Genomic DNA, 23,102 nt, shown 5'->3' on the forward strand with positions numbered 1-23,102 from the left:
GCGCATTAGCAGGGTACATCCCTGGGGCATCGTGCAGCCTGATTTTGCCTGAAAAAGATCAGCAACGAACTTTATCTTATTGATATAAAAGGAGTAGCTATGAACTTTCAGAATCTTAAATATTGGCGTGATAAAGCCAGCCATTATTCGCCGGAAACCCGTTTATTTATTAACGGCGAATATTGTACCGCCGCTGATAACGAAACCTTTATTACGCTGGATCCGGCAGGACAACGTCCACTGGCTAAAGTCTCCCGCGGTAAAAAAGCGGATGTGGACCGCGCGGTCACCGCAGCCCGTACCGTATTTGAACGCGGGGACTGGTCGCAAGCCTCACCCACGGAGCGCAAAGCGGTACTGCACAAACTCGCCGATTTAATGGAGCAGCATCACGAGGAACTGGCGCTACTGGAAACGCTCGATACCGGTAAACCGATTCGCCATAGCCTGCGTGATGATATTCCAGGCGCCGCACGTGCCATCCGTTGGTACGCCGAGGCGATAGATAAAGTCTATGGCGAAGTTGCCACCACCTCGGTGAACGATCTGGCGCTGATTGTGCGCGAACCGGTGGGCGTGATTGCGGCTATCGTCCCGTGGAATTTTCCCCTGCTGCTGGCCTGCTGGAAACTTGGCCCGGCACTGGCTGCCGGCAATAGCGTGATCCTCAAACCTTCCGAAAAATCACCGCTGACCGCCATTCGCCTTGCTGCGCTGGCTAAAAAAGCAGGTTTGCCCGATGGCGTTCTCAGCGTTGTTAGCGGATATGGTCACGAAGCGGGCCAGGCGTTGTCGCTGCATCCGGATGTTGATGTGATCACCTTTACCGGCTCGACCCGCACCGGCAAGCAACTGCTCAAAGACGCGGGCGACAGCAATATGAAACGCGTCTGGCTGGAGGCCGGAGGTAAAAGCGCCAACATCGTGTTTGCCGATTGTCCGGATCTACCGAAAGCCGCCGCGAATGCTGCGGCAGGTATCTTCTATAACCAGGGTCAGGTCTGCATCGCCGGTACGCGTCTGCTGCTGGAAGAGAGTATTGCCGATGAGTTCATCGCGCTGCTGAAAGAGCAGGCGAAAAACTGGCAGCCCGGCAACCCACTGGATCCGGAAACCACGATGGGCACGCTTATCGACAACACGCATGCCGACACCGTACACGGTTTTATTCGCGACGGTGAAGCGCAAGGCACGCTGGCGCTGGATGGCCGCAGCCACGTACATCCGGCGGTTATCGGCCCGACTATTTTTGTCGATACCTCGCCGCAAACCCACGTCAGCCGCGATGAGATCTTCGGTCCGGTACTGGTCGTCACCCGTTTTAGCAGTGAAGCCGAAGCCCTTAAGCTGGCCAACGACAGTGACTACGGCCTGGGCGCTGCGGTCTGGACCCGCGATTTGTCGCGCGCCCACCGTATGAGCCGGCGCCTGAAGGCCGGTTCGGTCTTCGTGAATAACTACAACGACGGTGATATGACCGTGCCGTTCGGCGGCTATAAGCAAAGCGGTAACGGGCGCGATAAGTCCCTGCATGCGCTGGAAAAATTTAGCGAACTGAAAACCATCTGGATCTCCCTGGAGTCTTAATCATGACTGAACATACCAGCAGTTATTACGCCGCAAGCGCCAATCAGTACGAACCGTTTCCCACCCTCAGCGAATCGGTGAGCTGTGATGTTTGCGTCGTGGGCGGTGGCTATACCGGCCTCTCCTCAGCCCTGCACTTAGCCGAGATGGGTTACGACGTGGTGTTACTGGAATCCGCGCGGATTGGCTTTGGGGCCAGCGGACGCAACGGCGGTCAGTTGGTTAACTCTTACAGTCGCGATATCGACGTCATCGAACGCACCTACGGCCCGGATGCTGCCAAAATGCTTGGCAGCATGATGTTTGAAGGCGGCAATATCATCCGCGAACGCATCAAGCGTTATCAGATCGAATGCGATTATCGTCCCGGTGGGCTGTTTGTGGCGCTGAACCACAAACAGATGGAAACGCTGGAAGAACAGAAGTCGAACTGGGAACGCTACGGCAACACGCAGCTTGAGCTATTAGACAGCAGTGAAATTCGCCGCGAAGTCAGCAGCGATCGTTATGTCGGCGCGCTGCTTGACCACAGCGGTGGCCATATTCATCCGCTGAACCTGGCGATTGGCGAAGCTAACGCCATTCGTCTGAACGGCGGGCGCGTCTTTGAACAGTCGCCGGTTACCCGAATTCAGCACACCAGCCCGGCGGTGGTCAGCACGGAAAAAGGTCAGGTGACGGCACGCTTTGTGATCGTCGCGGGAAATGCCTACCTCGGTGACAAACTGGAGCCTGCGCTGGCAAAAAGCAGCATGCCGTGCGGCACGCAGGTGTTAACCACCGAACCGCTGTCTGCGGAGATGGCGCGCTCGCTAATCCCGAAAAACTACTGTGTGGAAGATTGTAACTACCTGCTGGATTACTACCGTCTGACCGGCGATAACCGCCTGCTGTACGGCGGTGGCGTAGTCTACGGCGCTCGCGATCCGGACGATATTGAGCGTCTGGTGATGCCGAAACTGCTGAAGACCTTCCCGCAATTGCAGGGGGTAAAAATTGATTACCGCTGGACCGGTAATTTCCTGTTAACGCTGTCTCGCATGCCGCAGTTCGGGCGTCTTGATACCAACATCTACTATATGCAGGGCTACAGCGGTCACGGCGTGACCTGTACCCACCTGGCAGGACGGCTGATTTCGGAACTGCTGCGCGGGGACGCCGAGCGCTTTGACGCGTTCGCCAAATTGCCGCACTACCCGTTCCCGGGAGGCCGCAGCCTGCGCATTCCGTTTACCGCCATGGGGGCGGCATACTACAGCTTACGCGATCGCCTTGGGGTTTAAGTTCTTCCGCGATAAACCCGACGCACAGGGCGGTCCCCCCTGTGCGTTTTTTTATTCCTGGGAAGCGAAAAACAGTGGCGATTTTTGTGCGCTTCACTGACCCTGGTCAGCGTGATCTTCACCGCCAAAATCACCCCGTTTATTCGGGGAGCCTTTTATCCCCTTTCCATCAGTTCCCCAAGACGTTTAATCTGCCGTCCCTGGCTATCGAAATTACCCTCATCGAGCCACAAATCGTAGGCAGGACGGAGTATCGGGTACTCGCCGTCAATGATTGAGTACCATGCGGTATCACGATTTCGTCCGCGGGTAACGATAGCCTGCCGAAATATACCTTCAAAACTGAAGCCAAAGCGCTCTGCCGCCCTACGGGAAGGCGCATTGAGGGCATCACATTTCCATTCAAAACGGCGATAGCCCAGATCCTCAAAAACGTACTTTAAAAGCAAGGATATGACTTCCGTTGAAATTCGCGTGCGCTTCATGCGAACGGAGTAAGAAACATGCCCTACCTCAATCACACCATTTGCGGGATCAATACGCATCAGTGCAAACGTACCAACAGGCTTCATACTGACTAAATCGATCACAGCAAAATGCATTGGATCTGTCTGTTCTTCCATCTTTTTTACATAAACCAGGAAGACATCAAATGTTTCAAAAGGCCCAACTGGCAGATATGTCCAGTCACGATTATCGCTTGCTTCGCCGTACGCTTCATAAAGATCCTTTGCATGGCGTTCGGCGTTAATACGTTCAAGCTTGCAATAGCGACCTGCCATTTGCTGAACCAGTGGAAAGGGAGCACCTTTCCAGTCAGACAAAGACTGACCTACGGGTTGATGGAATTGATTAAAGCTGCCCGACATATCCACACCTCTTACAAAACAGGACTAAACCCGCGCAGAATATGATCAAACCAACCCGACCAAAAGAACCACAATGCGTGTTTTTTACGGATCCACAGTATTTCATTGTGCAAAAAACAGACATCATATTTTAGGCGTAGTCAAAAAAGCGCACGACAGCATTAATGATAAGAGCCGAATACACTATAATTTAAATAACCTGAGCCAGACGGCGTATTCCATCAATAATTGCTTCAGAAGGATGATTAGCAAAACCAATCAAAATTCCCTGTCGCGAGACATCTCCCTGATAATAACGACTCAGTGATAGTATCCCCATTCCGAGAGCTCTGGCTTTCTCCTCGACTTCATTTCCGGTCAATCCGTTTTGAAGCCAGCACACAATATGAACCCCAGAGTCCGAAGGTTGGACAATCATTTTATCAGCCAGATATTGGTGAATGGCGTTGACCAGCACAGTTCTTCTTTCATAACACGCCTTGCGAATTCGACGCACATGGCTGGCATAATGTCCATCCCCAATAAAATTGGCCATCACTGCCTGCTCAAGATAGCTGGTACCGAGATCGGTAAAATATTTCGTCACCATAATCTGTTCTTGTAAGCCTGGCGGGACAACTAAAAAACCTAAACGAAACTCTGGATACATCATTTTAGAAAACGTTCCGGCATAAATTACCCGTTGGTTCTGATCTAATCCCTGCAATGCTTGTAAAGAACGATCGGCATAACGGAATTCACTATTATAATCATCTTCAAATATCCATGCCCGGTTAGACCTCGCCCATTCCAGCAACTCAAAACGCCGGGAGAAACTTAACGTTCCACTTAAAGGGTATTGATCCGACGGAACAACGTAGGCGAGCTTAGCGTCAGGAAAATGATCAATACCATAGCGGACGTTCATTCCTTCGCTATCTACCGGTACCGGCCTCACCATTGCGCCAACAGACATAAAAGCCCCTCGGGCGCCTTTGTAACCCGGGTCATCCAGCCAAACCTCACTTCCTGTCGACAGCAGCGCTCGTGCAGTGATGTTCAATGCCTGTTGAATACCATTTACGATGATTATCTGTTCTTCGTTACAGTTCACTCCACGCGTTGTTTTAATGTAGTGGCAAACTGCTTTTCTCAAAGGAAGGTATCCGCAAGGATGAGTGTGAGCCCCCAGTTGATGTCGGGATTGTCTCCAGACCCGTTGCAGCAACTTGCCCCATAATGCATGCGGGAAGAGATCCGTACAGCCAACGCCAACCGCGAATAGGCGGTTCATGCCGCGCCCTTCATACTCATTTGACCATAAATCGTGAACAGGATTATCTCGGCTGTGAACCTGTTCATCAGGCGCGACGACGCCCCCCGACTGCACATTTGGGTAGCTATTGCTGATACTCCGATCCGGAATATTGTGTGCGACATACGTTCCAGACCCTTTGCGGGTCAGGATATACCCTTCATCTAATAGCCGGTCATAACCGGCAATCACTGAGTTTCGTGAAATTGACATCATCTCGGACAACGCCCGGGTTGAAGGCATCTTCGTTCCTGCTGGTAATCGGCCTGCAAGAATGTGATCACGAAGAGTGTGGTAGACTTGTTCTTTCACGACACCTTTTCCTAAAACAAATCCTTGAAATAAAGGTGCATTATTTTTTTTCATTGTATTAACCTTTACGCTAAAAGTGGATCCTATCAATAGATGAAAAGTGTCTCTTTACGATAATTTATAAAAATCTTAGGATCATCATCCTAACACATTGTTCTTATAAAATATCAGGAGAGATATATGAACAACAAAAACAGTATTACTATTGAAGCCGCAAAACAGCAAGACTACGACAACTGGCTTCCTTTATGGATAAATTACCAAACATTTTATCGTACTAAAATTTCAGATGAAGTAACAAAATTAACATGGGAGCGTTTCCTTACGCCGAGTGAACCTCTTTATTGTGCTGTCGCGAAATATAATGGCAAAATAGTGGGTCTGGTGCATTATCTCTTTCACCGCTCAACCTGGGCAGAATCAAATTATTGCTATCTCGAAGATCTATTTGTTAGTGAAGAGGTTCGTGGTCAACATATCGGGAAACAACTTATCGAGTATGTTCAACAGCAAGCACAGAATCACCACGCGTCAAGATTATACTGGCACACGCATGAAACTAACCTGCGTGGACAACGACTGTATGACTGGGTTGCCCAAAAGAGCGGGATGATCGAATATCGTATGTGAGGAAAGTAATACTCAGGACAAATATTAATTATTCAATACTAAAAAATAAAAGATTAGCCTCTGAGTAGATATACTCAGAGGATGTATCTATCAAGCATCAAAAAGGTAAAGAGCCGGTATGGCAAAAATAAAGTAAAAATCCCCGCCATCCGATGAGGATGCGGGGACATTCACAAAGATCATAGAGAGTTAAAATTATTAAACTCGCCGTTATTATGCTTAAACGTCTTTTATTTCGTAGTCCGGTAGATGACATTGCGTAATAAAAGCATTCAGCGCTTCGATATCCGGCAGTGCGGTCAGCGCCCCCTTGCGGGTTGTCGCGAGCGCACCGCAGCCACTGGCCCAGGCGATAGCCTGGTGGAGCTGCTCAACGGACTCTGGCATCCGGTTGTCTGCAAGCCATGCCAGCAAACCGGCGACAAAAGCATCCCCTGCCCCAGTTGTATCAATGCTATCGACGGTATAGCCGTTGAAATGGATCACATTATCCTGCCAAAGCACCATTGCGCCTTGCGCTCCGTAGGTCACAACTTTCAATTGTGCAGGAAGCGCTTTAAGGCCGTCGAGCGCATGGGCAAAATCGTGTGTACCCGTCATCCAGTACCACTCTTCTTCTGAAAGCTTAAGAATGTCAGCCTGTGAAGAATACTGGCGCACCACCTTGAGCATTTCATATTTATCAGGCCACATTTGTTCGCGTAAATTCACATCGAAACTCAGTAATCCGCCGCATTTCTTAACCTGACAGATTGCGGTAGCCAATGTATCACGGCAAGTCTCGGCAACCAGAGCCAGGGAACAGAAGTGCAGAATATCGTCGCTGAAGTCTGGAAGCGCAGCGGGTGTTAAATATTGATCCGCGGAGGGATTAGTTAAAAATGTAAATCCGCGTTCTCCGCCGTTACCCAGCGAGACCAGCACCGTACTGGTTTGGTGCTGATTATCCAACTGAAGGCTTGTGGTTGAGACGCCTGCATCGAACAATGTTTTTTTCAGAAAATGGCCAAAATCGTCATCACCAACCCGGCCAATAAAACCACTTTGTCTGTCTAAACGCGCAGTACCAATTGCCACATTGAATGGCGCTCCTCCTGCACAAGCTTGATATTGCATGTCTGCAAGCGGTAAAAGATCCACCACCGCATCGCCAAGCGTCCAGATAATCATGGTATTTCCTCAACAATAATTAACGCATTTATTTAAACGTGACTGTTAAAAGTTATAATCCAGCATCAGCTTATAGTCGGTCATTATGGCATCACCATTAGTGACCCAACTGCCACTCTGGTTTATTAACGAACCGGTAATCTCCCCGGACACCGTAAACCGAGAGGTCAATGGATAATTTGCTGACAATTTCAGAAAACGGTTACGGGTATTCTGGAATACCTCTCCATCTTCATCCCGCGCATTATTTTTCTTATAATGCCCATATCCACCGCTAAATGTTGTGGATAATTTACCCCAGTTACGCCAGACGCCGACTGATGTTGTCCAACTTTTTTCATCAATATCCCCCCATTGCGCGCGGTCTAAAATTGCAGAAGCGAATTGCTGGCGGAACCAAACTCCGGTGGTATTGTTAATAATGTATTGAACGCCAGGTTCAATCTGAAAAGAACGTATATCCCGATCATTTTGTGCCCCTCCATTACGACGATGGTCAATCTGCTGATACAGGTAATTAAAGAATGAGAAGCTGTCCGTAACACGCAGATCGGTAAAGAATTTGATACGTCCCTGCCACCGATCCTCGATGGAAGAACTTCCTCCCATGACGTCCCAGCCATAGCGTAGACGCTTGTAGAAATATTCATGGCCGATAATCAACTGAGTCCACTGATTTTGGCTGAGGTATGTTTGATCCTCCCATGTCCCGTTATAGTTGGTGGTTCTACCTTCAGAAAATGCTAAATACCAGCCGGGTAACGCATCATGGCGCATCACCCCTTGTACAAATGTCAGTGAATCATTTCCGCTGTGGAAATGGCTGTTACGCCAGTTATTGTCCTCAATGGCATATTTCATTTTCAGTTGACCATGAACACGACCACCGGCGGGGTTGGAGGAACGGGTTGAGGTCCACATCACGTCTTCATCCAGATAAGACCATGGATCCACAGCAATAACTTTTCCCGATGCATCCTTCATGATACTCATGCTCGCATTCGCCAGCGACGGAAACAGAAGAACAAAAATAACAGACAGGGCATGATAGTTTTTCATAGTAATATCTCGTTATATTATTTCTTTTATTTTCAATGTGGCGTGAAAATTATCATTTTGCGGCAGGCTAATACTCCATGGTTTCTCCGGCATGGAATACATTCGGGTACTGAATGCGGCTTTGTTATTTATATAAAAAACAGCAACTGAGTCTTGAAGCAAAACACGTAACTCTATTTTCTCATCAAGAGGAACATTTACCCATGACTCCGCGTTCGCCTGATGAATAGAGGCAAGTGGTGCATTGAAAAAATAGACCTTGCCTTTGCTCTTATTGAACACAACGTTGAGCTTTGCGTCGCTCACCCTGTCGTCAATCAGACCAAAACTCATCACCATTCCGGCAGAGGGGATATCTATCGTTGCACTTAACTCACCTCGTTTGGGCAGCGGTGGGTATACCGCAGATTGTAATGGACCAAACTGTGTTGCTGTTTTTAGCATTTTACCGCTTTTTAAGGTGGTCACCGGACCGGGGTTGTCATTAATGACTGTCTGAAGTTCCTGCGAGAGGATGCTTTTGAGCTGCCCCTGCTCATCCGCGATGAGCTCATGAACAACCAAATTTCCAGCCCAATCAATGTTGCCACTGTCACTGCTTCCTGCCTTGGTTGGAATCCAACCAAAAACAAACAGACGATCGTTTTTAAGCGCCAGTTTTCCCGCGTAAAACCCCGAGCCATCGACCGCATAATTGTCCATCTTTCGCCACGGCCCATCAGGATTATCCGCAACCCGGTACTGGGTCAGGCGTAGCGGCCATTGGTCGCTAAAGCTGAGATACCAACGTCCGTTAAAGAAAACCAGTGTCGGACATTCGAGGTTAGAGTTACTGGTAATCGTGTCATTATCAAAAAATACACCACGGTCTTCCCAGTTCTTCAAATCGGTTGAACTGTACCGGGCAATGACACCGCGCCCGTCGCGACGGGTAGTAATTAACATCCAGTACTCTTTCTTTTCTTCGACCCAAACAACATGAGGATCCCGGAAGTCATTCCCGCGATAATTATCGCCTGGCAGGATCGTATCTTGTGGATGTTTCACCCAGTGAAGACGGTCTTTACTGGTCGCGTGCATAATAGACTCAACCGGAAACACATTTTCATTGTGCGCGGTATACCAGGCATGCCAGGTATCGCCAACTTTCACAATCGAACCGGTTCCTAATAATAGTTCAGGGTCGTCAACGTCATTAACGTAAGGAATCACTTCGGAATGGTTCTGATAGTTATATAAATTGGTAGTCGATAGCAAATGAATAGCATGGACCCCCAAATCGCTACCACCGCGCACATCATTAAGATAAAAAATATCAAATTCACCATCATTATAAACAGGCATTGGGTCACCAATAAAAGAACCTTCTACCCGCGGAAAAAAATTATTAACATAGCTAATACTTTTATTGTGTAATGTTTCTTTAGACGGCTGCGACCAGGCTGGCATATTGATAAGCGAAAGCGCCAACAGAGCGGCAGATACCACTAATATTATTTTTTTCATATCACACCTGAATATCAGAAGTTATAATTCACGCCAACCACGGTAAAGGGATTCCACGAATGGCCGGTAGAAGTCCAGAGCCCGGACTCTTTTGTGAATTGTGCTTTGAATTCACCATATAATCGAACTTCACCAAAGACTGGATAGCTGATGGTACCGCCAATGAATTTATAACGACCGTCATAAAAAATTTCTTTAGCATTGCTGGCGTTATCTATTTTGTCCTGACCGAAGCCTAAATACAGGGAGGTTAACAGAGGATACCAGTTTCGCCAGAGTCCAGCCGTAACCTTCCATTCTTCTTCTACAATATCGCCCCAGCTCTCGCGTTCCTGCCGGTTATAGTAATAATAGGGCCGCAAATACAGACCAAGATCGGGATTCACGCGATATTGAATAGCAGGCTCGATTTCAAAAATATATTGCTCAAGATCGCCATTCCCCGGCTCGTTGCCCTGCGGCTGGTATTCACCATAGGCGTAACCGGCCAGGCTCCATTTGTTGCTCAGTCGCAGGTCTTGCCAGATTTTATACCTGTTTTTCCAACGTTTAGTTGCCGTTTCTGAACCAACCATGACCTCCGTGCCGATATTACCGCGCCAGGTTTCAAAAATATGACCGACAAAAAACTCATTGATCGTATTTGTGCCCTTGTAATCCTGGTTACTAAATTGACCTTTATAGCTATCCTCGCGGGCGTTCCAGAAACCAAAGTACCAATTGGGTAGCTCGTCGTGCCTTAAAAAAGCCTGAATAGTGGCAAGTTTGAATTTGCCACTATTTTTCTTATTATCGCTCCAACGAACATCATCAATCTCTATCTGAGTTCCAATATTTCCGTGTAGACCACCAGCCTCCATATTGCGGCCAATACTGTTCCAGTGAACAGGAGGATCTTCCTGCCTTAAACGCAACAGACTGACATCTTCTGGGGAATCTCCTTTATTATTCGCATTCACCTCATAGGTTTTATTTTCAGTTGCTGCGGATAACGTTGCAGGCTTGGACGACGTCGTTGGCAGCGCCGTTTTACCTACAGCGTTACGTGACGTTTGCTCATTACCTTTAATTGTTGGCGATGTACTCGTTACGTTGGTTTCAGATTCATCCAGGAAATAGCTTTGATAGTTTCCTGTATAAGTAACTGGTTGTTCTGTATTATCCTCAGCGATAGCGGAAAACGCTGTGACAGACGTTATAACACAGGCTAGTATCTTCTGTTTTAAAATAAGCCTTTTGATATTCATCGCAGAAACGCGATAGTGAGGCATTAATATTTCATCCATTTCGTTATCTCATTATTTTAGGCAAAATATGCCAGCCAAAGACTGGCACAAATAAAAGCTCACAATGTAAGAGGTAAAGCGAATCGGGACTATATTATTTATCTAAAGACCAGTATCCGGCTTGCTGTAATGTGGCAACTCCATGATTCGCAAACAGTGAAAGATCGCGCTGGGCCGGGTGAGGATATATTCGGCTACTTAAGCACGCATCACCATCATTAACAAATACCTCTACTGATGAGCGGTCGATAAATATACGTAATGTCAGTAAACCGTCTGCTGGCAACGGAATACTGCGAGTTCCTACCAGCGAATATTCTGGATAGCGACGCTCCACTATCAGACGCTGGGCTTGATTATCGGCGTAAATTCTTAGTCCATCCCCTAATGCCATACCAAACTGTTCAGCCGTAGAGGCGTTCAGATCCCATACCAGTTGTACCTCGACCGCTTCGGCATCAGCCGTAATAAGGACTTTCTGATTACGCAGGCAACACGCGGGTGTTGGATAATAGCTGCCACGCAGCGCGGTGACTTCGTCAGCGGGTTTCATCCTCACCCGATAGTCATCACCAAGGCTCAGTTCACGCGGTAGAGACAACATTCCGGCCCAGCCGTCCTGCTGCTCAGGCATCGGCGATTCCCACATATCCAACCAACCGATAACAATGCGACGATTATCCGGAGTCAGAAAGCTTTGCGGAGCATAAAAGTCATGACCGTGGTCCAGCTCAATAAATTGTCCATCATGGGTGAATGGTTGACCGGGCTGCCATTCACCAAGTAAATAACCGCTCTGAAAAAGGTTGCGATTGCGATAACCTTCCGCCGCGATCCCCTGCGGAGAAAACATCAGCACCCGCTTCCCTTCCAGAGTAAAGAAATCAGGGCATTCCCACATATATCCCATTCCTTCATCAGCCTCGGCAAATATCCCTTCGTCTTGCCATTTACGGAGATCGGATGAACTATACAGACGAACCTGCCCCGTATTTTCCACACGGGAACCGACCACCATGTACCAGCGCTCACCTTCGCGCCATACCTTCGGATCGCGAAAATGATGCAGTCCTGACGGTGTATCAATGACCATACCATGTCGCTCAAAATGGATACCGTCACGACTGGTTGCCAGGCACTGCACCTGGTAGAGATTGTCGTCTGTGTCTGGCGAACCGTGAAATTTATGTCCGGTATAAATCAGCGCCAGCGTATCGCCATCCACCACGGCGGAGCCGGAGAAACAGCCGTCCACATCTGCTGGACCTTCCGGCGCCAGCGCGACTGGCATATGTTCCCAGTGCACCAGATCTTTGCTGCGAGCATGCCCCCAGTGCATTGGTCCCCATTCAGGAGAATAAGGGTGATGTTGATAAAACGCATGATACCACCCATCAAACCATACCAGGCCGTTAGGATCGTTCATCCAGCCTGCGCGAGCAGCGAGGTGATACCGCGGATACCAACGCGGATTAATATCGGCTTGTGCTTTTTCAAGCGTCTGTTCGGTCTGTTCTAACAAGGATGTCATCGTCTTTACTCTCAGTACATTACGCAACGTTTTGCTGCAAAAAGGATGGCTCAGATGAGGACTTATTTGAGCGCAAAAGGAAAATGGAAATAAACGTGGTGCAAAACACCATAATTCCCATGATTAGATAGGATTGGGCGAAGCCAAATTTTTCATAGCTAAAGCCTGCCAGTGGGGACAGTACGGTGCCAATAATTGAACTGGTGCAGGCGAATCCAACCAGATAAATCGTGGAGGACAGACGCTTGTCAAAATTCAGACTGTTGTATTTAAAAATGGCGACTAACAATATCGGCAGTTCGACAGCGTGAAGTAATTTTGTAATGGAAATAAGCAGTGGCCCTTCCACCAGCCCGGAAGCGATCATACGCATCGCCATCACCATTCCTGCGAATATCAAGCCATTTTTAGCGCCAATACGGTTAACCAACCAGGGGGCGCAAAACATGCCAGCGGCCTCCAGAAAAACCTGGAAAGAGTTTAAATAGCCAAACATTTCATTCCCTTCTCTTAATGACGGGAACTGTGAAGAGAAATAGACAGGGAATTGCTGATCGTATACGCCGTAAATGCAGGTGCCGACCACGAAGAATATCAACGCCCAGAAACGTGGAAGAGTAAGGAGATTCAGAGCATCTTCCAGAGAGACTTTTTTAGCACCGATTTCGAGTTTTTCCATGCTTGCCGGAGCCGCGACTTTTAAGCGGGCCAGCAGACAGAAGAAAATTATCCCAGAGCAAGAAGCCACCAGGAAGTTAAGGTCAGGGTTAATGTTAAACAGTAGCCCGGCAAAAAACGTAGCCACAGCCCAGCCCAGAGACCCCCACATGCGTGCCCGACCAAACTCAAAGGTACTCTGACGCGCAACACGCTCGGTGTAGGACTCCAGAACGCCAATACCGCCGTTAAATGTCAGCCCGATAAACAAACCGCCGAATACGCTCCCAAGCAAAATGTTGATACTCAGTAAATAGCTAAACAGCAAATAAGCGGGACCGGAGAGAATGAGTAATGTGGTGATGCACCATAACAGATGTTTGCGTAAGCCTAGTCGGTCCTGAATAAAGCCATAACAAACCTGAGCAAACAGCGCGGAGACGGATAGCACGGAAAAGATAATTCCGGTTTCCGACGCCTTTAGTCCCACTTCCTGATTCAGCCAAATAGAGAGGAGTGAACTTGATGAGGACCAGGTCACAAAGAAAAAGAACAACAGCGCGCTGAGCAGCAGATAGCTGCGAGAAGGTCTTTTTTTCATTTACGTAATCTCAGGGAAATGACATGTCAGGATGGTAACGTTAACATTTTGCAGGTACACTTGATTTTGGCGCGATAATCGATGTTAATCACAAAAGTTAACGTTAACATTATTATGTTAGGATCAAGCTCACATTTTTTATCGTCGCTTGCAATTCTTCATGGTTCGATGCCTAGAATAGGTATTTGTCCTTGTTCACAACCCGTTAATAGATGGATTGGGTACAAAATCTGGATTGGGTAGTTAGTATTTTTACGGAAGACTATGGCATCTCTAAAAGATGTGGCCAGACTGGCCAATGTATCGCTAATGACCGTATCTCGGGTGCTGAACGATCCGAAACGTGTGAAGCCAGAAACCCTGTCCAGGGTACAGGAGGCTATATTACAGCTCAATTATGTACCGGACCTCTCTGCCCGCCAGGTTCGTCGTGTCGGTTCCAGGAATAAAACGATTGGCGTGCTCGCGTTGGATACTGTCACAACCCCTTTTTCAGTGGACATTACGTTGTCTATCGAGGAAACCGCACGCGCGTACGGCTGGAATAGCTTCGTGGTTAACATGTTTGCTGATGACAATCCTGACGATATTGTTGATCTACTACTCGCACACCGACCCGGAGGGATCATTTTCACCACGATGGGATTGCGTGAGGTGAACGTTCCTTCCAGGCTGCTGAAGCATCCTTGCGTACTGGCCAACTGTGAGAATAAAGGAGAACCAGTTGCCAGCTATATTCCCAATGATGAACAAGGGCAGTATACGGCAGTAAAGGCGCTATTATCAGCGGGGTACTGTCGCCCTCTTTGCTTGCATTTACCGGTCAACCATTTAGCAACACGACGCCGCCGTCGGGGGCTTGATCGTGCCTGCCGTGAAGCCAATATTAATCCTGACACGCTCAATCACTGCTATATGCAATATGGAGATGAACACTATCGTGATATTCCGGACATTTTGCTGAGATATATAGTTCAGGGCATACCACAATTTGATTCGGTAATTTGTGGTAATGACCGTATCGCATTTATGGTATATCAGACCCTGTTAACACAGGGGATCCGCATCCCACAGGACATTGCCGTTCTGGGATACGATAACCTCGTCGGGATTGGAAATTTATTCTTACCGCCGCTATCCACAGTCCAGTTACCACATTATGAGATTGGTCGGTTAAGTACGTTGCACATTATCAATGGCGACAGCCACCGGGAGAAAATTCTGGTCGACAGCCCCTGGCTACAACGAGAATCATTTTGAACATGCCGACAGGTTCCCCCATTTACGTCATTATGACGGGATAACCATCAGGTACTGCTGGCGCAGGCTATGATTATGACCTGAAACTCATCTTTATATTCCTCTTTCCTGATATCGGGCCGTTGCCATAGCGATTGAGTTGAATTCGAGTCTTGATTTCACCAGTGCTCAAAAATCGTTCCCCCCCCTAAGTCCTCTCGCCATCAATTGTATGTTTATTAATCAGAATAAAACTACTTGGGCAACCGCAGGCCAGGCGTGATGAAGAAGGTGTGCCGTGAGGAACGTTCAACGGCAACCACTCCGTTGGCCTGTGCATCGGCTGCCCCTTTGATTGACAACCTGCCAGAGCTGGTAACGGCACGTTGGTGGCGCTGAAAGCGCATTCCGTCTAGCATACTAAGCAGTTGTACCTACTCGCACTAAGCCTGGGCAACAAAGATGAAGGCGCGCCGGGGCATGGGCCCGCAGTATGGTCAGGGCTACTACAGTAGTACCTAAGTATGTGATCCGGATGGCAATAAGCTCGCGTCTATCTATTATGCGGCAGTACCCGGACGGATGCATTACTCAGCAGTTCTGTCTACGGGGATACTTAACGAGATCACTATTTCAGCCCAGGTGATCCCTTATAAAAAGTTGCTGCTCTACGACTGCACGCAAGACATGTTCAAAAAACTTAGAACCAAACAGCGGATTAAATCCTTCCCCTAAGATGAAAAGACATGAATACGACACGAGGGGTGAAACGTGGTAATCGTTACATGACAAAGGTAACGATACTCACAGTTGTAAGATGAACGTTGTCGGTCAAAAGACGAGTAAGTTATGTGAATTGCATAGAACTGAGATGCCTGCGGGCTCTATTTTCAGAAGGCAGTTTACCTTTATTAGGGTAATCCCATATATGGCAAAGAGCAGGCGTTTCACTAATAATCTGGTACTGCGCAATCGTTGTCATTGAACAGCCCAGAGCCGACAACATTACATAACAAATTCTGTCTGTGGCGGATCACAAAGGCAACAACCTGCACAGGGAAAAGTTCAACGTTAATGATCTCCCCATCCTAAATCAAGCAACTCCAATGAACACAGATATAGGTACTTACACAACTTACAGTCGAAATAAATTATTTCACTTTTGATATTACATTTTGTATCACGGTGAAAATTGTACATACATTTAAATATTGAAATTCCGAATTAGAGTATTGACATCAAGTTATGATTTAATTGATTGATTTAACTGATTAAATTCACACCAGGACTTAATTTATTTTTGTAGTTAATTTCGAAATTAATAATGTAATGTGAATGTGGTCACAACATAGCACATATTGCATGCTATAAGGTCTACCTGCAGTATTAAGTCTCGACTTCTAATCTATGGCAGGGGAATATTTCTTACCCAGGAACTTTATGTTTCTGGATATGAATGAATTGCTTTTCCTGTCATGCATTCTATCGTCTTGAGACAAGGCAAATCATTTTTCTGAGCATTACGCATTATTACAAGACTATGGTGTCAATTGGGAGTCGTTAGAGAAATCAGTGATTTTTTGATGGAGCATCAATTATGTGGAAATTATTTGAACCACCTAAGCACAAAGAAAAAATCCCCGATAAGAAAATTGATGGCGAATATAAACAAATGCGCTTTCAACTGTTTATTGGTATCTTTCTTGGTTATGCTGGTTATTACTTCGTACGGAATAATTTTGCATTGGCTGAGCCACATCTTATTCAGCAGGGATTTTCGCATGCCGATGTGGGAATTGCGCTATCTGCGGTAGGGATAGCATACGGACTGTCGAAATTTTTTATGGGCAACATTTCTGACCGGGCCAATGCCAGAATATTCCTTCCTTTCGGGTTGCTGTTGTCCGGGCTTGTCATGTTATTTATGGGATTTGTCCCTTGGGCCATGTCAAGCGTGACAGTTATGTTTATTTTGCTGTTTATTAATGGCTGGCTGCAGGGAATGGGATGGCCGCCCTGTGGACGAGTTATGGTTCACTGGTGGACGAAGAAGGAGCGAGGACGAATTGTCGCTGTGTGGAACTGTGCACATAATGTTGGTGGTGCCGTACCTTCTCTGCTATTTATTTTAGGTATGTGGTGGTTAAAAGATTGGCGATCTGCTATTTACCTTCCCGCATTTGCGGCCATTGTATTGTCAATTATTGCTTTCATACTGGTACGTGATACCCCGCAGTCCTGTGGATTGCCTTCGGTAGAGGAATGGAAAAACGAATACCCTGAAGATTACGATGCTAAAAGAGATGAGGAAGAGTTCAGTGCCAGGGAGATTTTCGTCACTTATGTTCTGAAAAATAAAGCATTATGGTTGATTGCACTGGCAAATATTTTCGTTTATCTGATGCGGTATGGAATACTAAACTGGTCACCCGCCTACTTACAGGAAGTTAAACATTTTACGGTAACGCAATCATCTCTGGCCTATGCATACTTTGAATATGCAGGCATCCCGGGCACTATAATTTGTGGTTGGGTATCAGATAAAATCTTTAAAACAAATAGGGGAGCTGCTGGAGTAGTATTTATGATTTTAGTACTTATCTGTACTATTATTTACTGGCTTAATCCTCCAGGCCATTATGGAATAGATGTTGCGTGTATTACAGCAGAAGGTTTTTTAATTTATGGGCCTGTAATGTTGATTGGTTTACATGCGCTAGAACTTGTTCCTAAGAAAGCTGCAGGTACCGCGGCAGGGTTTACAGGCCTGTTCGGTTATTTAGGGGGTTCTACTGCTGCAAACGCTATAGTTGGTATAATGGTTGACCATTTTGGTTGGAATGGCGGTTTTTTAACAATGATAATAGGTTGTATCATTGCAATCATTTTACTTGCGTGGACCATGCTGATTGAGAAAAGGCATCATTTAGAAATTCAAAAAAAAGAAGCCGAATTATTGGCACCAAAAGGCATTTAACAATATATAAGGCATAATATTTATGAAAAAGGAAATTTTAAGCATTTTAATGATGGCATTGTTACCTAAAATGCTATTGGCACAAGAGGTTACTACTAAAGATGATATCGCATTTAATAAGACAAAAATCGGTCATAATATTTTAGTTATAGGACATCGTGGTTATCCTGGTATAATGCCAGAAGAGACACGACCTTCTTATGAGTCAGCAGCAACAAACGGTGCTGATTACCTTGAACTTGATTTGCACATGACAAAGGATTGTCAATTAATTGCACGTCATAATCCCTGGATGAAGGATAATACAAATATTGAGGAAGTTGCTAAAACTAATCCAGAGGTTGCTAAAAGGAAAAGAACCACTCCAGGACGTTATGTAGACATAAAATGGCAGCGTGAAGTTAAAGATCATGGTCCGGATAAATACTTGACTGATTTAGTTGATCCTAACGATTATAAATCACGCTTAAAAGCATTAATTGTAGACGGTGAAGATCATACTAATGATTGGGCTGTTAGTGACTTTACGCTTAAAGAATTAAAAGATTGGATAGGTGGTACATCATTTGATGCTGCTACTGATAGACCATCTTCTTTAAATGGTAAATTCCCAATTTTAACTTTCCAGGAAGTTATTGATATAGCCAAGGAAGAAACAAAGCGTACAGGACGTACAATTGGTATTTACCCTGAATCAAAAAACCCGATCTGGAATAATGGTCAGGCTATCGCAAATGGATGTGGGACATTAGGTTCACATCCATTCGAAGATTCTATCTTGAAAGTCATTGAAAAAAACAACTTAAACTCAAAAGAATCTCCAATTATAGTACAAAGTTTTGATCCACAAAGCCTAAAATATTTAAGGTCTAAAGGGCTAAAGACCAGGGTTATTCAGTTAATGGATGGAAATAATGTAGATTATTACACAGGGAAAGTTATTTATAATACAAATAACTATCTTACGTTTGTCTCTGGTCGTCCATACAGCTGGACTATTGAAGGAAACCCTGATTATTTTGGAAGTATGTTTACACCCGCAGGATTAAAAGAAATTGCTACATACGCTGATATTATTGGGCCATGGAAAATGGAAGTCATGACATTTCTCAACACAAAAAAAACAGGTAATCGCAATGATATGAAGTTAGTGAATTCAGTTAAGCCTAATGAAGTAATTGCTAATGCACATAGATTAGGATTATTAGTACATTCATTTACTTTCAGGAATGAAAAACAGTATTTGGCAGGTATTTACCATAACCAACCAATTAATGAACTTCTTGACTTTTATGAGGCTGGTATTGATGGGGTGTTTACTGATTATACTGGGACAGCTATAGATGCGCGTGGTATATTTGAGGGAGCGATAAAACCCTTGTCCTCAACGGAGGATTCAAACTTAACTAAATTATGATAATTGATAATTAAATTTGGTAACCCCCGGCTTTGTCGGGGGAATCCTGGAAATTAAACTCATTGAGAAATGGGACTGGCAGGCTGACTAAACACCAATGAACGTGAGCACTCGAAAGATGCCAGAGCGGGAAAAAACTTCGAGCTGCGCAGCAGTATCAATATTCTGCGTCTGGCTTGCGCGTATTTTGAGAAGGTGGCGTTGGGTCGTCTGTGTAACATCATGAAAATTTAGAGCAATTGCCTACAGCGATGACATGTTCTCAACGTTATTTTCAACAATGCGGTCCTGTCATATTATTTCATAATCATTTTTTTGAGTGAAGCGGCTACCTGTTCTGCAGTTTGGCCCTCGACATCAACTTTCTGCGTTTCCAATAAGTTACACGACTTTAGCCGAGAAAGTGCTCGCGGTATAATATAGATTTTACGAACACCACAAGATATATCTTTATTTAATCGCTTCAGCAGCTCCGTTTCAGAACAAGTAAGAGTATAAATATGTATATTGCATGATTCTTTATCTATCTTGCTACAAATATCATTTAACAGTAGCTTGTCGTGCAGTACCCAACAAAAAACGACGAACTGATAGGCGGAACAACCAATAAAATTATTAAGTAATGTTGTTATGTTTTTTTTAACCAACTCAATCGTTTCATCATTGACTATAAAGGGATGGCTATCCCAACACCAGTCACCATCTAAAAAAACATTAGAGGGTAAGATTTCACATAAAGCTCTTGAAACTGTCGTCTTACCAACCCCCATCGCACCATTGATAATAATAACCTTTTTCATTTTCTACTCTTTTATAATTGGTTATTAAGTATAATTATTCACAATCGAAATTTCCTCCGATTTGCACTCAAAGTCAATTTTAGCGCTCATTAACTATTACCATAACCTAAACCAGTGCACTTATCGAGAATAGAAAAAACGACCTCCAAATACAAATCAACATAATCTGCGAGCTTATAGGCCTATCTCAGGTTTAACAACGTCTACCTGTCACGCATTAACCTTCATTGGGGGTATCTCCCTAAACCGAACACAGAATGCCCCCACTTATGCCCCCAACTGTGACTTGATTCCGGTGAGTCCAGTTGATAACAGGAGATAAGACACGGGCCAGAAACCGCAGTATACGGACTTTACGTTGATTTCGGTAAACCAGGGAGAAATGTGAAATGGTGCCGATAATAGGAGTCGAACCTACGACCTTCGCATTACGAATGCGCTGCTCTACCAACTGAGCTATATCGGCCCTGAAAAGGACATGTCCACGAATGTGAGTACGGGGTAGAAGGTTAAAACTAACCGGGCGATGCGTCAATGGCCTTGTGAATCAAACGCCTAATTTTGCATCATCCGGTTTCAATAACGCACGAATCGTGTCGTGACAGGAATGCTTGTACCCGGTCGGGTAAGACTATAGCCAGCGGCGAACCTGCCGCTCATAGCGCTCCCATTCCAGCACGAAATGTTTTCGCAATTGTTCCTCTTCAAAATCAATATGCAATCTGGCAACCGCCAGCATAAACAGCGGTACTGCCACTACGCCAGCCGGGCTGCCGACGAACAGTGCAAAGGCAAGCTGGAGCCCGCTCATACCAAGGTAGATCGGGTTGCGACTCCAGGCGTAACATCCGCCGGTAACAAGCGTGGTCGATTTATTTGCATGAAGCGGGTTCAGGGTCGTACGTTTCATCCGCATCTGCCATGCGGTATGCAGTATCATCCACAAACTGACGCTGGCCAGTAATGCGCTTATCACGATATTTACCGCGCCAAATGTGAAACGTGGGCTCGCCGTCAACGCATCGGCAACGAGGAAAAGTACTAAGATGAATGGCGGCGGAAACCAGACTCTTAATTTTTGCAGGAAATGACGCATGGCTATGGACTAACCTCGGAAGCGGTTTGATTAACGCTGATACCGCTATAAATACCCTGTAAAAGACACATAAACAAACGATGCTTCATTCACAACAGGCTTTCGCCTTCACCAGACAGGCAGGATCTGTAGCACTAACCTCTGCAAAAATACCGGCATCAGAGGCATCCGCCCCTGATGTTCCCGACAGGTTTACGCTGAAAAAGTTGAATCCGACGCTGATTCAAACAGCCCTACAGACTGCTTGTAAAAACGCATAAAATCATCAAACATCACTGGCGGTAAAAATTGATAGCCTTGCAGGTAATCCACATTATTTTTCCCCAACCATTGCTGCTGATAGCCGTATTCAACGCCTTCCGCCACCATGCGTAATCCCAGGAGCCCGGAAAGATGAATGATTGACTCGAGCATAGGGATATGTTGCTCAGCTTCTTTAATAGCCTTGATGAACGTTTTATCAATTTTGATAACATCCAGGTCTAACTCATTGAGATAGCAGAGGTTAGCGTATCCCGTCCCAAAATCATCTAAAGCAAACAGAACCCCTCGGTTTCGCAACGATCGTATCAGCTCTTTGATGGCTGGAGTGATAGTGAGAGTCTGATTTTCGGTTATTTCAATCATTAATTTTATCGGTAGCCTTTGCGTTATCTCCATAAAATTAAGGCATTCCCAATAAAAAACGGGATTACTTAAACCTGATGGACTGACATTAAAGGAGACGAATAGCGTTTTATTTATACCCTCGCTTCCGTCGACCAGATTACGCGCAACGGTGGTCATTAAATAGCTCGTTAACTCATTCATTAAGCCACTTTTTTCAGCCAGAGGTATAAACTCACGCTGAGAAATCGCATAATTATGGCCCTGTGGCCACCGAGCTAAAACCTCAACACCACAGACATCCCCACTGATATTTACGATGGGCTGAAAATAAGGAATGATTTCTTCATTCCTTATTGCCATACTCAGTCGGCCAGAATCTGAGACATCATATGCATCGCCGTAAATTACATTCTCACCAGAATGATTGTTTGTCGGGTAACCTTCATGCAATAAATTATTCCTGGTTAAAAAAATGATGGTTTCATTAAAATGAGAAAATCCCAGTCGAGCGGTTATCCTTTCCCGATATCGATACACTGACTTAGTTGTTAGTGAGTTAGCAATACAAAAATCGTGCAATTTTTCTTTTGTGAATGATGCATACAACATTTCCTCTTCAAATTCAGTCAAATGAAAAGTAAACATCGTCGAACCTTTAGTGACCTCCACAACCTCATTGGGTGCCATTAAATTGGCTCTGAGCTGAGAAATCAATTGATCAGATAATTCTCTTCCATTAATGAATGCATACTCCTCATATCCTCGATTAACAGAACGAGTTTCATTCATCCGAAGAACAATACAGTTTATGTTGATAAACTGCGTGCTATTTCTCTGAAACCATTTTCTGACCAGTAGCAATGGTAACCGGTTATCGATCACCAGCAAACAGGACGGGTATCGTGGAATAACTGACTGGGTACCAGAAATAAATGATCGCGCATCAACCAGTACCAAATTAGGCAGCCACGCTTTTATTCCCGAGAAAAGAAAAATATCATAACTGAGCAGAAAAACCTTTTTCGTATTCATAGTTACCACCAACTTAAATTTATGGCATAGCAGGTCCCTCGTTATATACACGAGAGAATATACAACACCTTCAGCCTCCAGCAATTATAAGGCGGTTCGTGAATTAACTTTATCCATAAGTCATATCACGTAGTTTCAGAGTTTATA

The 23,102-nt window shown here is 45.6% G+C and carries 17 protein-coding genes, 1 tRNA gene and 1 pseudogene; 7 read left to right on the forward strand and 12 right to left on the reverse strand.

The window, feature by feature from the left end:
* Window positions 1-99: 99 nt before the first annotated feature.
* Window positions 100-1,587 (forward strand): aldehyde dehydrogenase PuuC, encoded by a 1,488-nt coding sequence (gene puuC / locus OGW16_RS14420; RefSeq protein WP_200007633.1) that lies wholly within the window; start codon window positions 100-102, stop codon window positions 1,585-1,587.
* Between the two features lie 2 nt (window positions 1,588-1,589).
* Window positions 1,590-2,870 carry an NAD(P)/FAD-dependent oxidoreductase gene (locus OGW16_RS14425; RefSeq protein ID WP_016155784.1) on the forward strand — a complete coding sequence of 427 codons (1,281 nt, stop codon included), beginning with the start codon at window positions 1,590-1,592 and terminating at the stop codon, window positions 2,868-2,870.
* A gap of 155 nt (window positions 2,871-3,025) precedes the next feature.
* On the opposite strand, the gene OGW16_RS14430 is transcribed toward OGW16_RS14425, so the two are convergent.
* Window positions 3,026-3,739 (reverse strand): GNAT family N-acetyltransferase, encoded by a 714-nt coding sequence (locus OGW16_RS14430; RefSeq protein ID WP_075145099.1) that lies wholly within the window; start codon window positions 3,737-3,739, stop codon window positions 3,026-3,028.
* A 190-nt stretch (window positions 3,740-3,929) separates the two neighbouring features.
* On the reverse strand, window positions 3,930-5,399 hold the full coding sequence (pdxR, locus tag OGW16_RS14435) for a MocR-like pyridoxine biosynthesis transcription factor PdxR (RefSeq protein WP_043015310.1): 1,470 nt from the start codon (window positions 5,397-5,399) through the stop codon (window positions 3,930-3,932).
* A 126-nt stretch (window positions 5,400-5,525) separates the two neighbouring features.
* Here pdxR and OGW16_RS14440 point away from each other — a divergent pair, with 126 nt between their 5' ends.
* Entirely contained in the window at window positions 5,526-5,975 is a 450-nt protein-coding gene (locus OGW16_RS14440; protein WP_286518555.1) for a GNAT family N-acetyltransferase, read from the forward strand.
* A 219-nt stretch (window positions 5,976-6,194) separates the two neighbouring features.
* Here OGW16_RS14440 and OGW16_RS14445 read toward each other — a convergent pair whose 3' ends face one another.
* The 6 genes from OGW16_RS14445 to OGW16_RS14470 form a co-directional block, all read right to left on the reverse strand.
* Window positions 6,195-7,145 carry a PfkB family carbohydrate kinase gene (locus OGW16_RS14445; RefSeq protein WP_286518556.1) on the reverse strand — a complete coding sequence of 317 codons (951 nt, stop codon included), beginning with the start codon at window positions 7,143-7,145 and terminating at the stop codon, window positions 6,195-6,197.
* A 45-nt stretch (window positions 7,146-7,190) separates the two neighbouring features.
* On the reverse strand, window positions 7,191-8,204 hold the full coding sequence (locus OGW16_RS14450) for an OmpG porin family protein (RefSeq protein WP_286518557.1): 1,014 nt from the start codon (window positions 8,202-8,204) through the stop codon (window positions 7,191-7,193).
* A 12-nt stretch (window positions 8,205-8,216) separates the two neighbouring features.
* Complete coding sequence (locus tag OGW16_RS14455; protein WP_286518558.1) at window positions 8,217-9,710, reverse strand: glycoside hydrolase family 32 protein; 1,494 nt, start codon at window positions 9,708-9,710, stop codon at window positions 8,217-8,219.
* A 14-nt stretch (window positions 9,711-9,724) separates the two neighbouring features.
* Window positions 9,725-10,957 carry an OmpG porin family protein gene (locus tag OGW16_RS14460; RefSeq protein ID WP_373870749.1) on the reverse strand — a complete coding sequence of 411 codons (1,233 nt, stop codon included), beginning with the start codon at window positions 10,955-10,957 and terminating at the stop codon, window positions 9,725-9,727.
* Window positions 10,958-11,090: 133 nt separating this feature from the next.
* Window positions 11,091-12,527, reverse strand: a complete 1,437-nt coding sequence (locus OGW16_RS14465) for a glycoside hydrolase family 32 protein (protein ID WP_043015304.1) — start codon at window positions 12,525-12,527, stop codon at window positions 11,091-11,093.
* Between the two features lie 19 nt (window positions 12,528-12,546).
* On the reverse strand, window positions 12,547-13,785 hold the full coding sequence (locus tag OGW16_RS14470; RefSeq protein WP_286518559.1) for an MFS transporter: 1,239 nt from the start codon (window positions 13,783-13,785) through the stop codon (window positions 12,547-12,549).
* A gap of 264 nt (window positions 13,786-14,049) precedes the next feature.
* On the opposite strand from OGW16_RS14470, the gene OGW16_RS14475 reads away from it, so the two are divergent.
* The 4 genes and pseudogenes from OGW16_RS14475 to OGW16_RS14490 all read left to right on the forward strand — a co-directional run bounded on the left by OGW16_RS14475 (window position 14,050) and on the right by OGW16_RS14490 (window position 19,418).
* The gene (locus OGW16_RS14475) at window positions 14,050-15,045 is read left to right on the forward strand and encodes a LacI family DNA-binding transcriptional regulator (RefSeq protein ID WP_043015302.1); all 996 of its coding nucleotides are present in this window, start codon (window positions 14,050-14,052) and stop codon (window positions 15,043-15,045) included.
* A 233-nt stretch (window positions 15,046-15,278) separates the two neighbouring features.
* Window positions 15,279-15,546: pseudogene (locus OGW16_RS14480) on the forward strand (VOC family protein); the annotation flags it as partial.
* A 1,075-nt stretch (window positions 15,547-16,621) separates the two neighbouring features.
* Complete coding sequence (glpT, locus tag OGW16_RS14485) at window positions 16,622-18,001, forward strand: glycerol-3-phosphate transporter (RefSeq protein WP_075145105.1); 1,380 nt, start codon at window positions 16,622-16,624, stop codon at window positions 17,999-18,001.
* A 22-nt stretch (window positions 18,002-18,023) separates the two neighbouring features.
* Window positions 18,024-19,418: a glycerophosphodiester phosphodiesterase family protein gene (locus OGW16_RS14490; protein ID WP_286518560.1), complete on the forward strand. Its 1,395-nt coding sequence runs from the start codon at window positions 18,024-18,026 to the stop codon at window positions 19,416-19,418.
* 296 nt (window positions 19,419-19,714) lie between these two features.
* Here the strand turns inward: OGW16_RS14490 and OGW16_RS14495 are convergent, their stop codons facing one another.
* The 4 genes from OGW16_RS14495 to OGW16_RS14510 form a co-directional block, all read right to left on the reverse strand.
* Window positions 19,715-20,218 carry an ATP-binding protein gene (locus tag OGW16_RS14495; protein WP_286518561.1) on the reverse strand — a complete coding sequence of 168 codons (504 nt, stop codon included), beginning with the start codon at window positions 20,216-20,218 and terminating at the stop codon, window positions 19,715-19,717.
* Between the two features lie 390 nt (window positions 20,219-20,608).
* A tRNA-Thr gene (locus OGW16_RS14500) sits at window positions 20,609-20,684 on the reverse strand.
* A gap of 165 nt (window positions 20,685-20,849) precedes the next feature.
* On the reverse strand, window positions 20,850-21,314 hold the full coding sequence (locus tag OGW16_RS14505; protein ID WP_087051683.1) for a methyltransferase family protein: 465 nt from the start codon (window positions 21,312-21,314) through the stop codon (window positions 20,850-20,852).
* Window positions 21,315-21,506: 192 nt separating this feature from the next.
* On the reverse strand, window positions 21,507-22,955 hold the full coding sequence (locus tag OGW16_RS14510; protein ID WP_043015297.1) for an EAL domain-containing protein: 1,449 nt from the start codon (window positions 22,953-22,955) through the stop codon (window positions 21,507-21,509).
* Window positions 22,956-23,102 lie beyond the last annotated feature (147 nt).

The sequence above is a fragment of the Citrobacter sp. Ce104 genome (genome assembly GCF_030334595.1).
Classification (GTDB): Bacteria; Pseudomonadota; Gammaproteobacteria; order Enterobacterales; family Enterobacteriaceae; genus Citrobacter; species Citrobacter europaeus.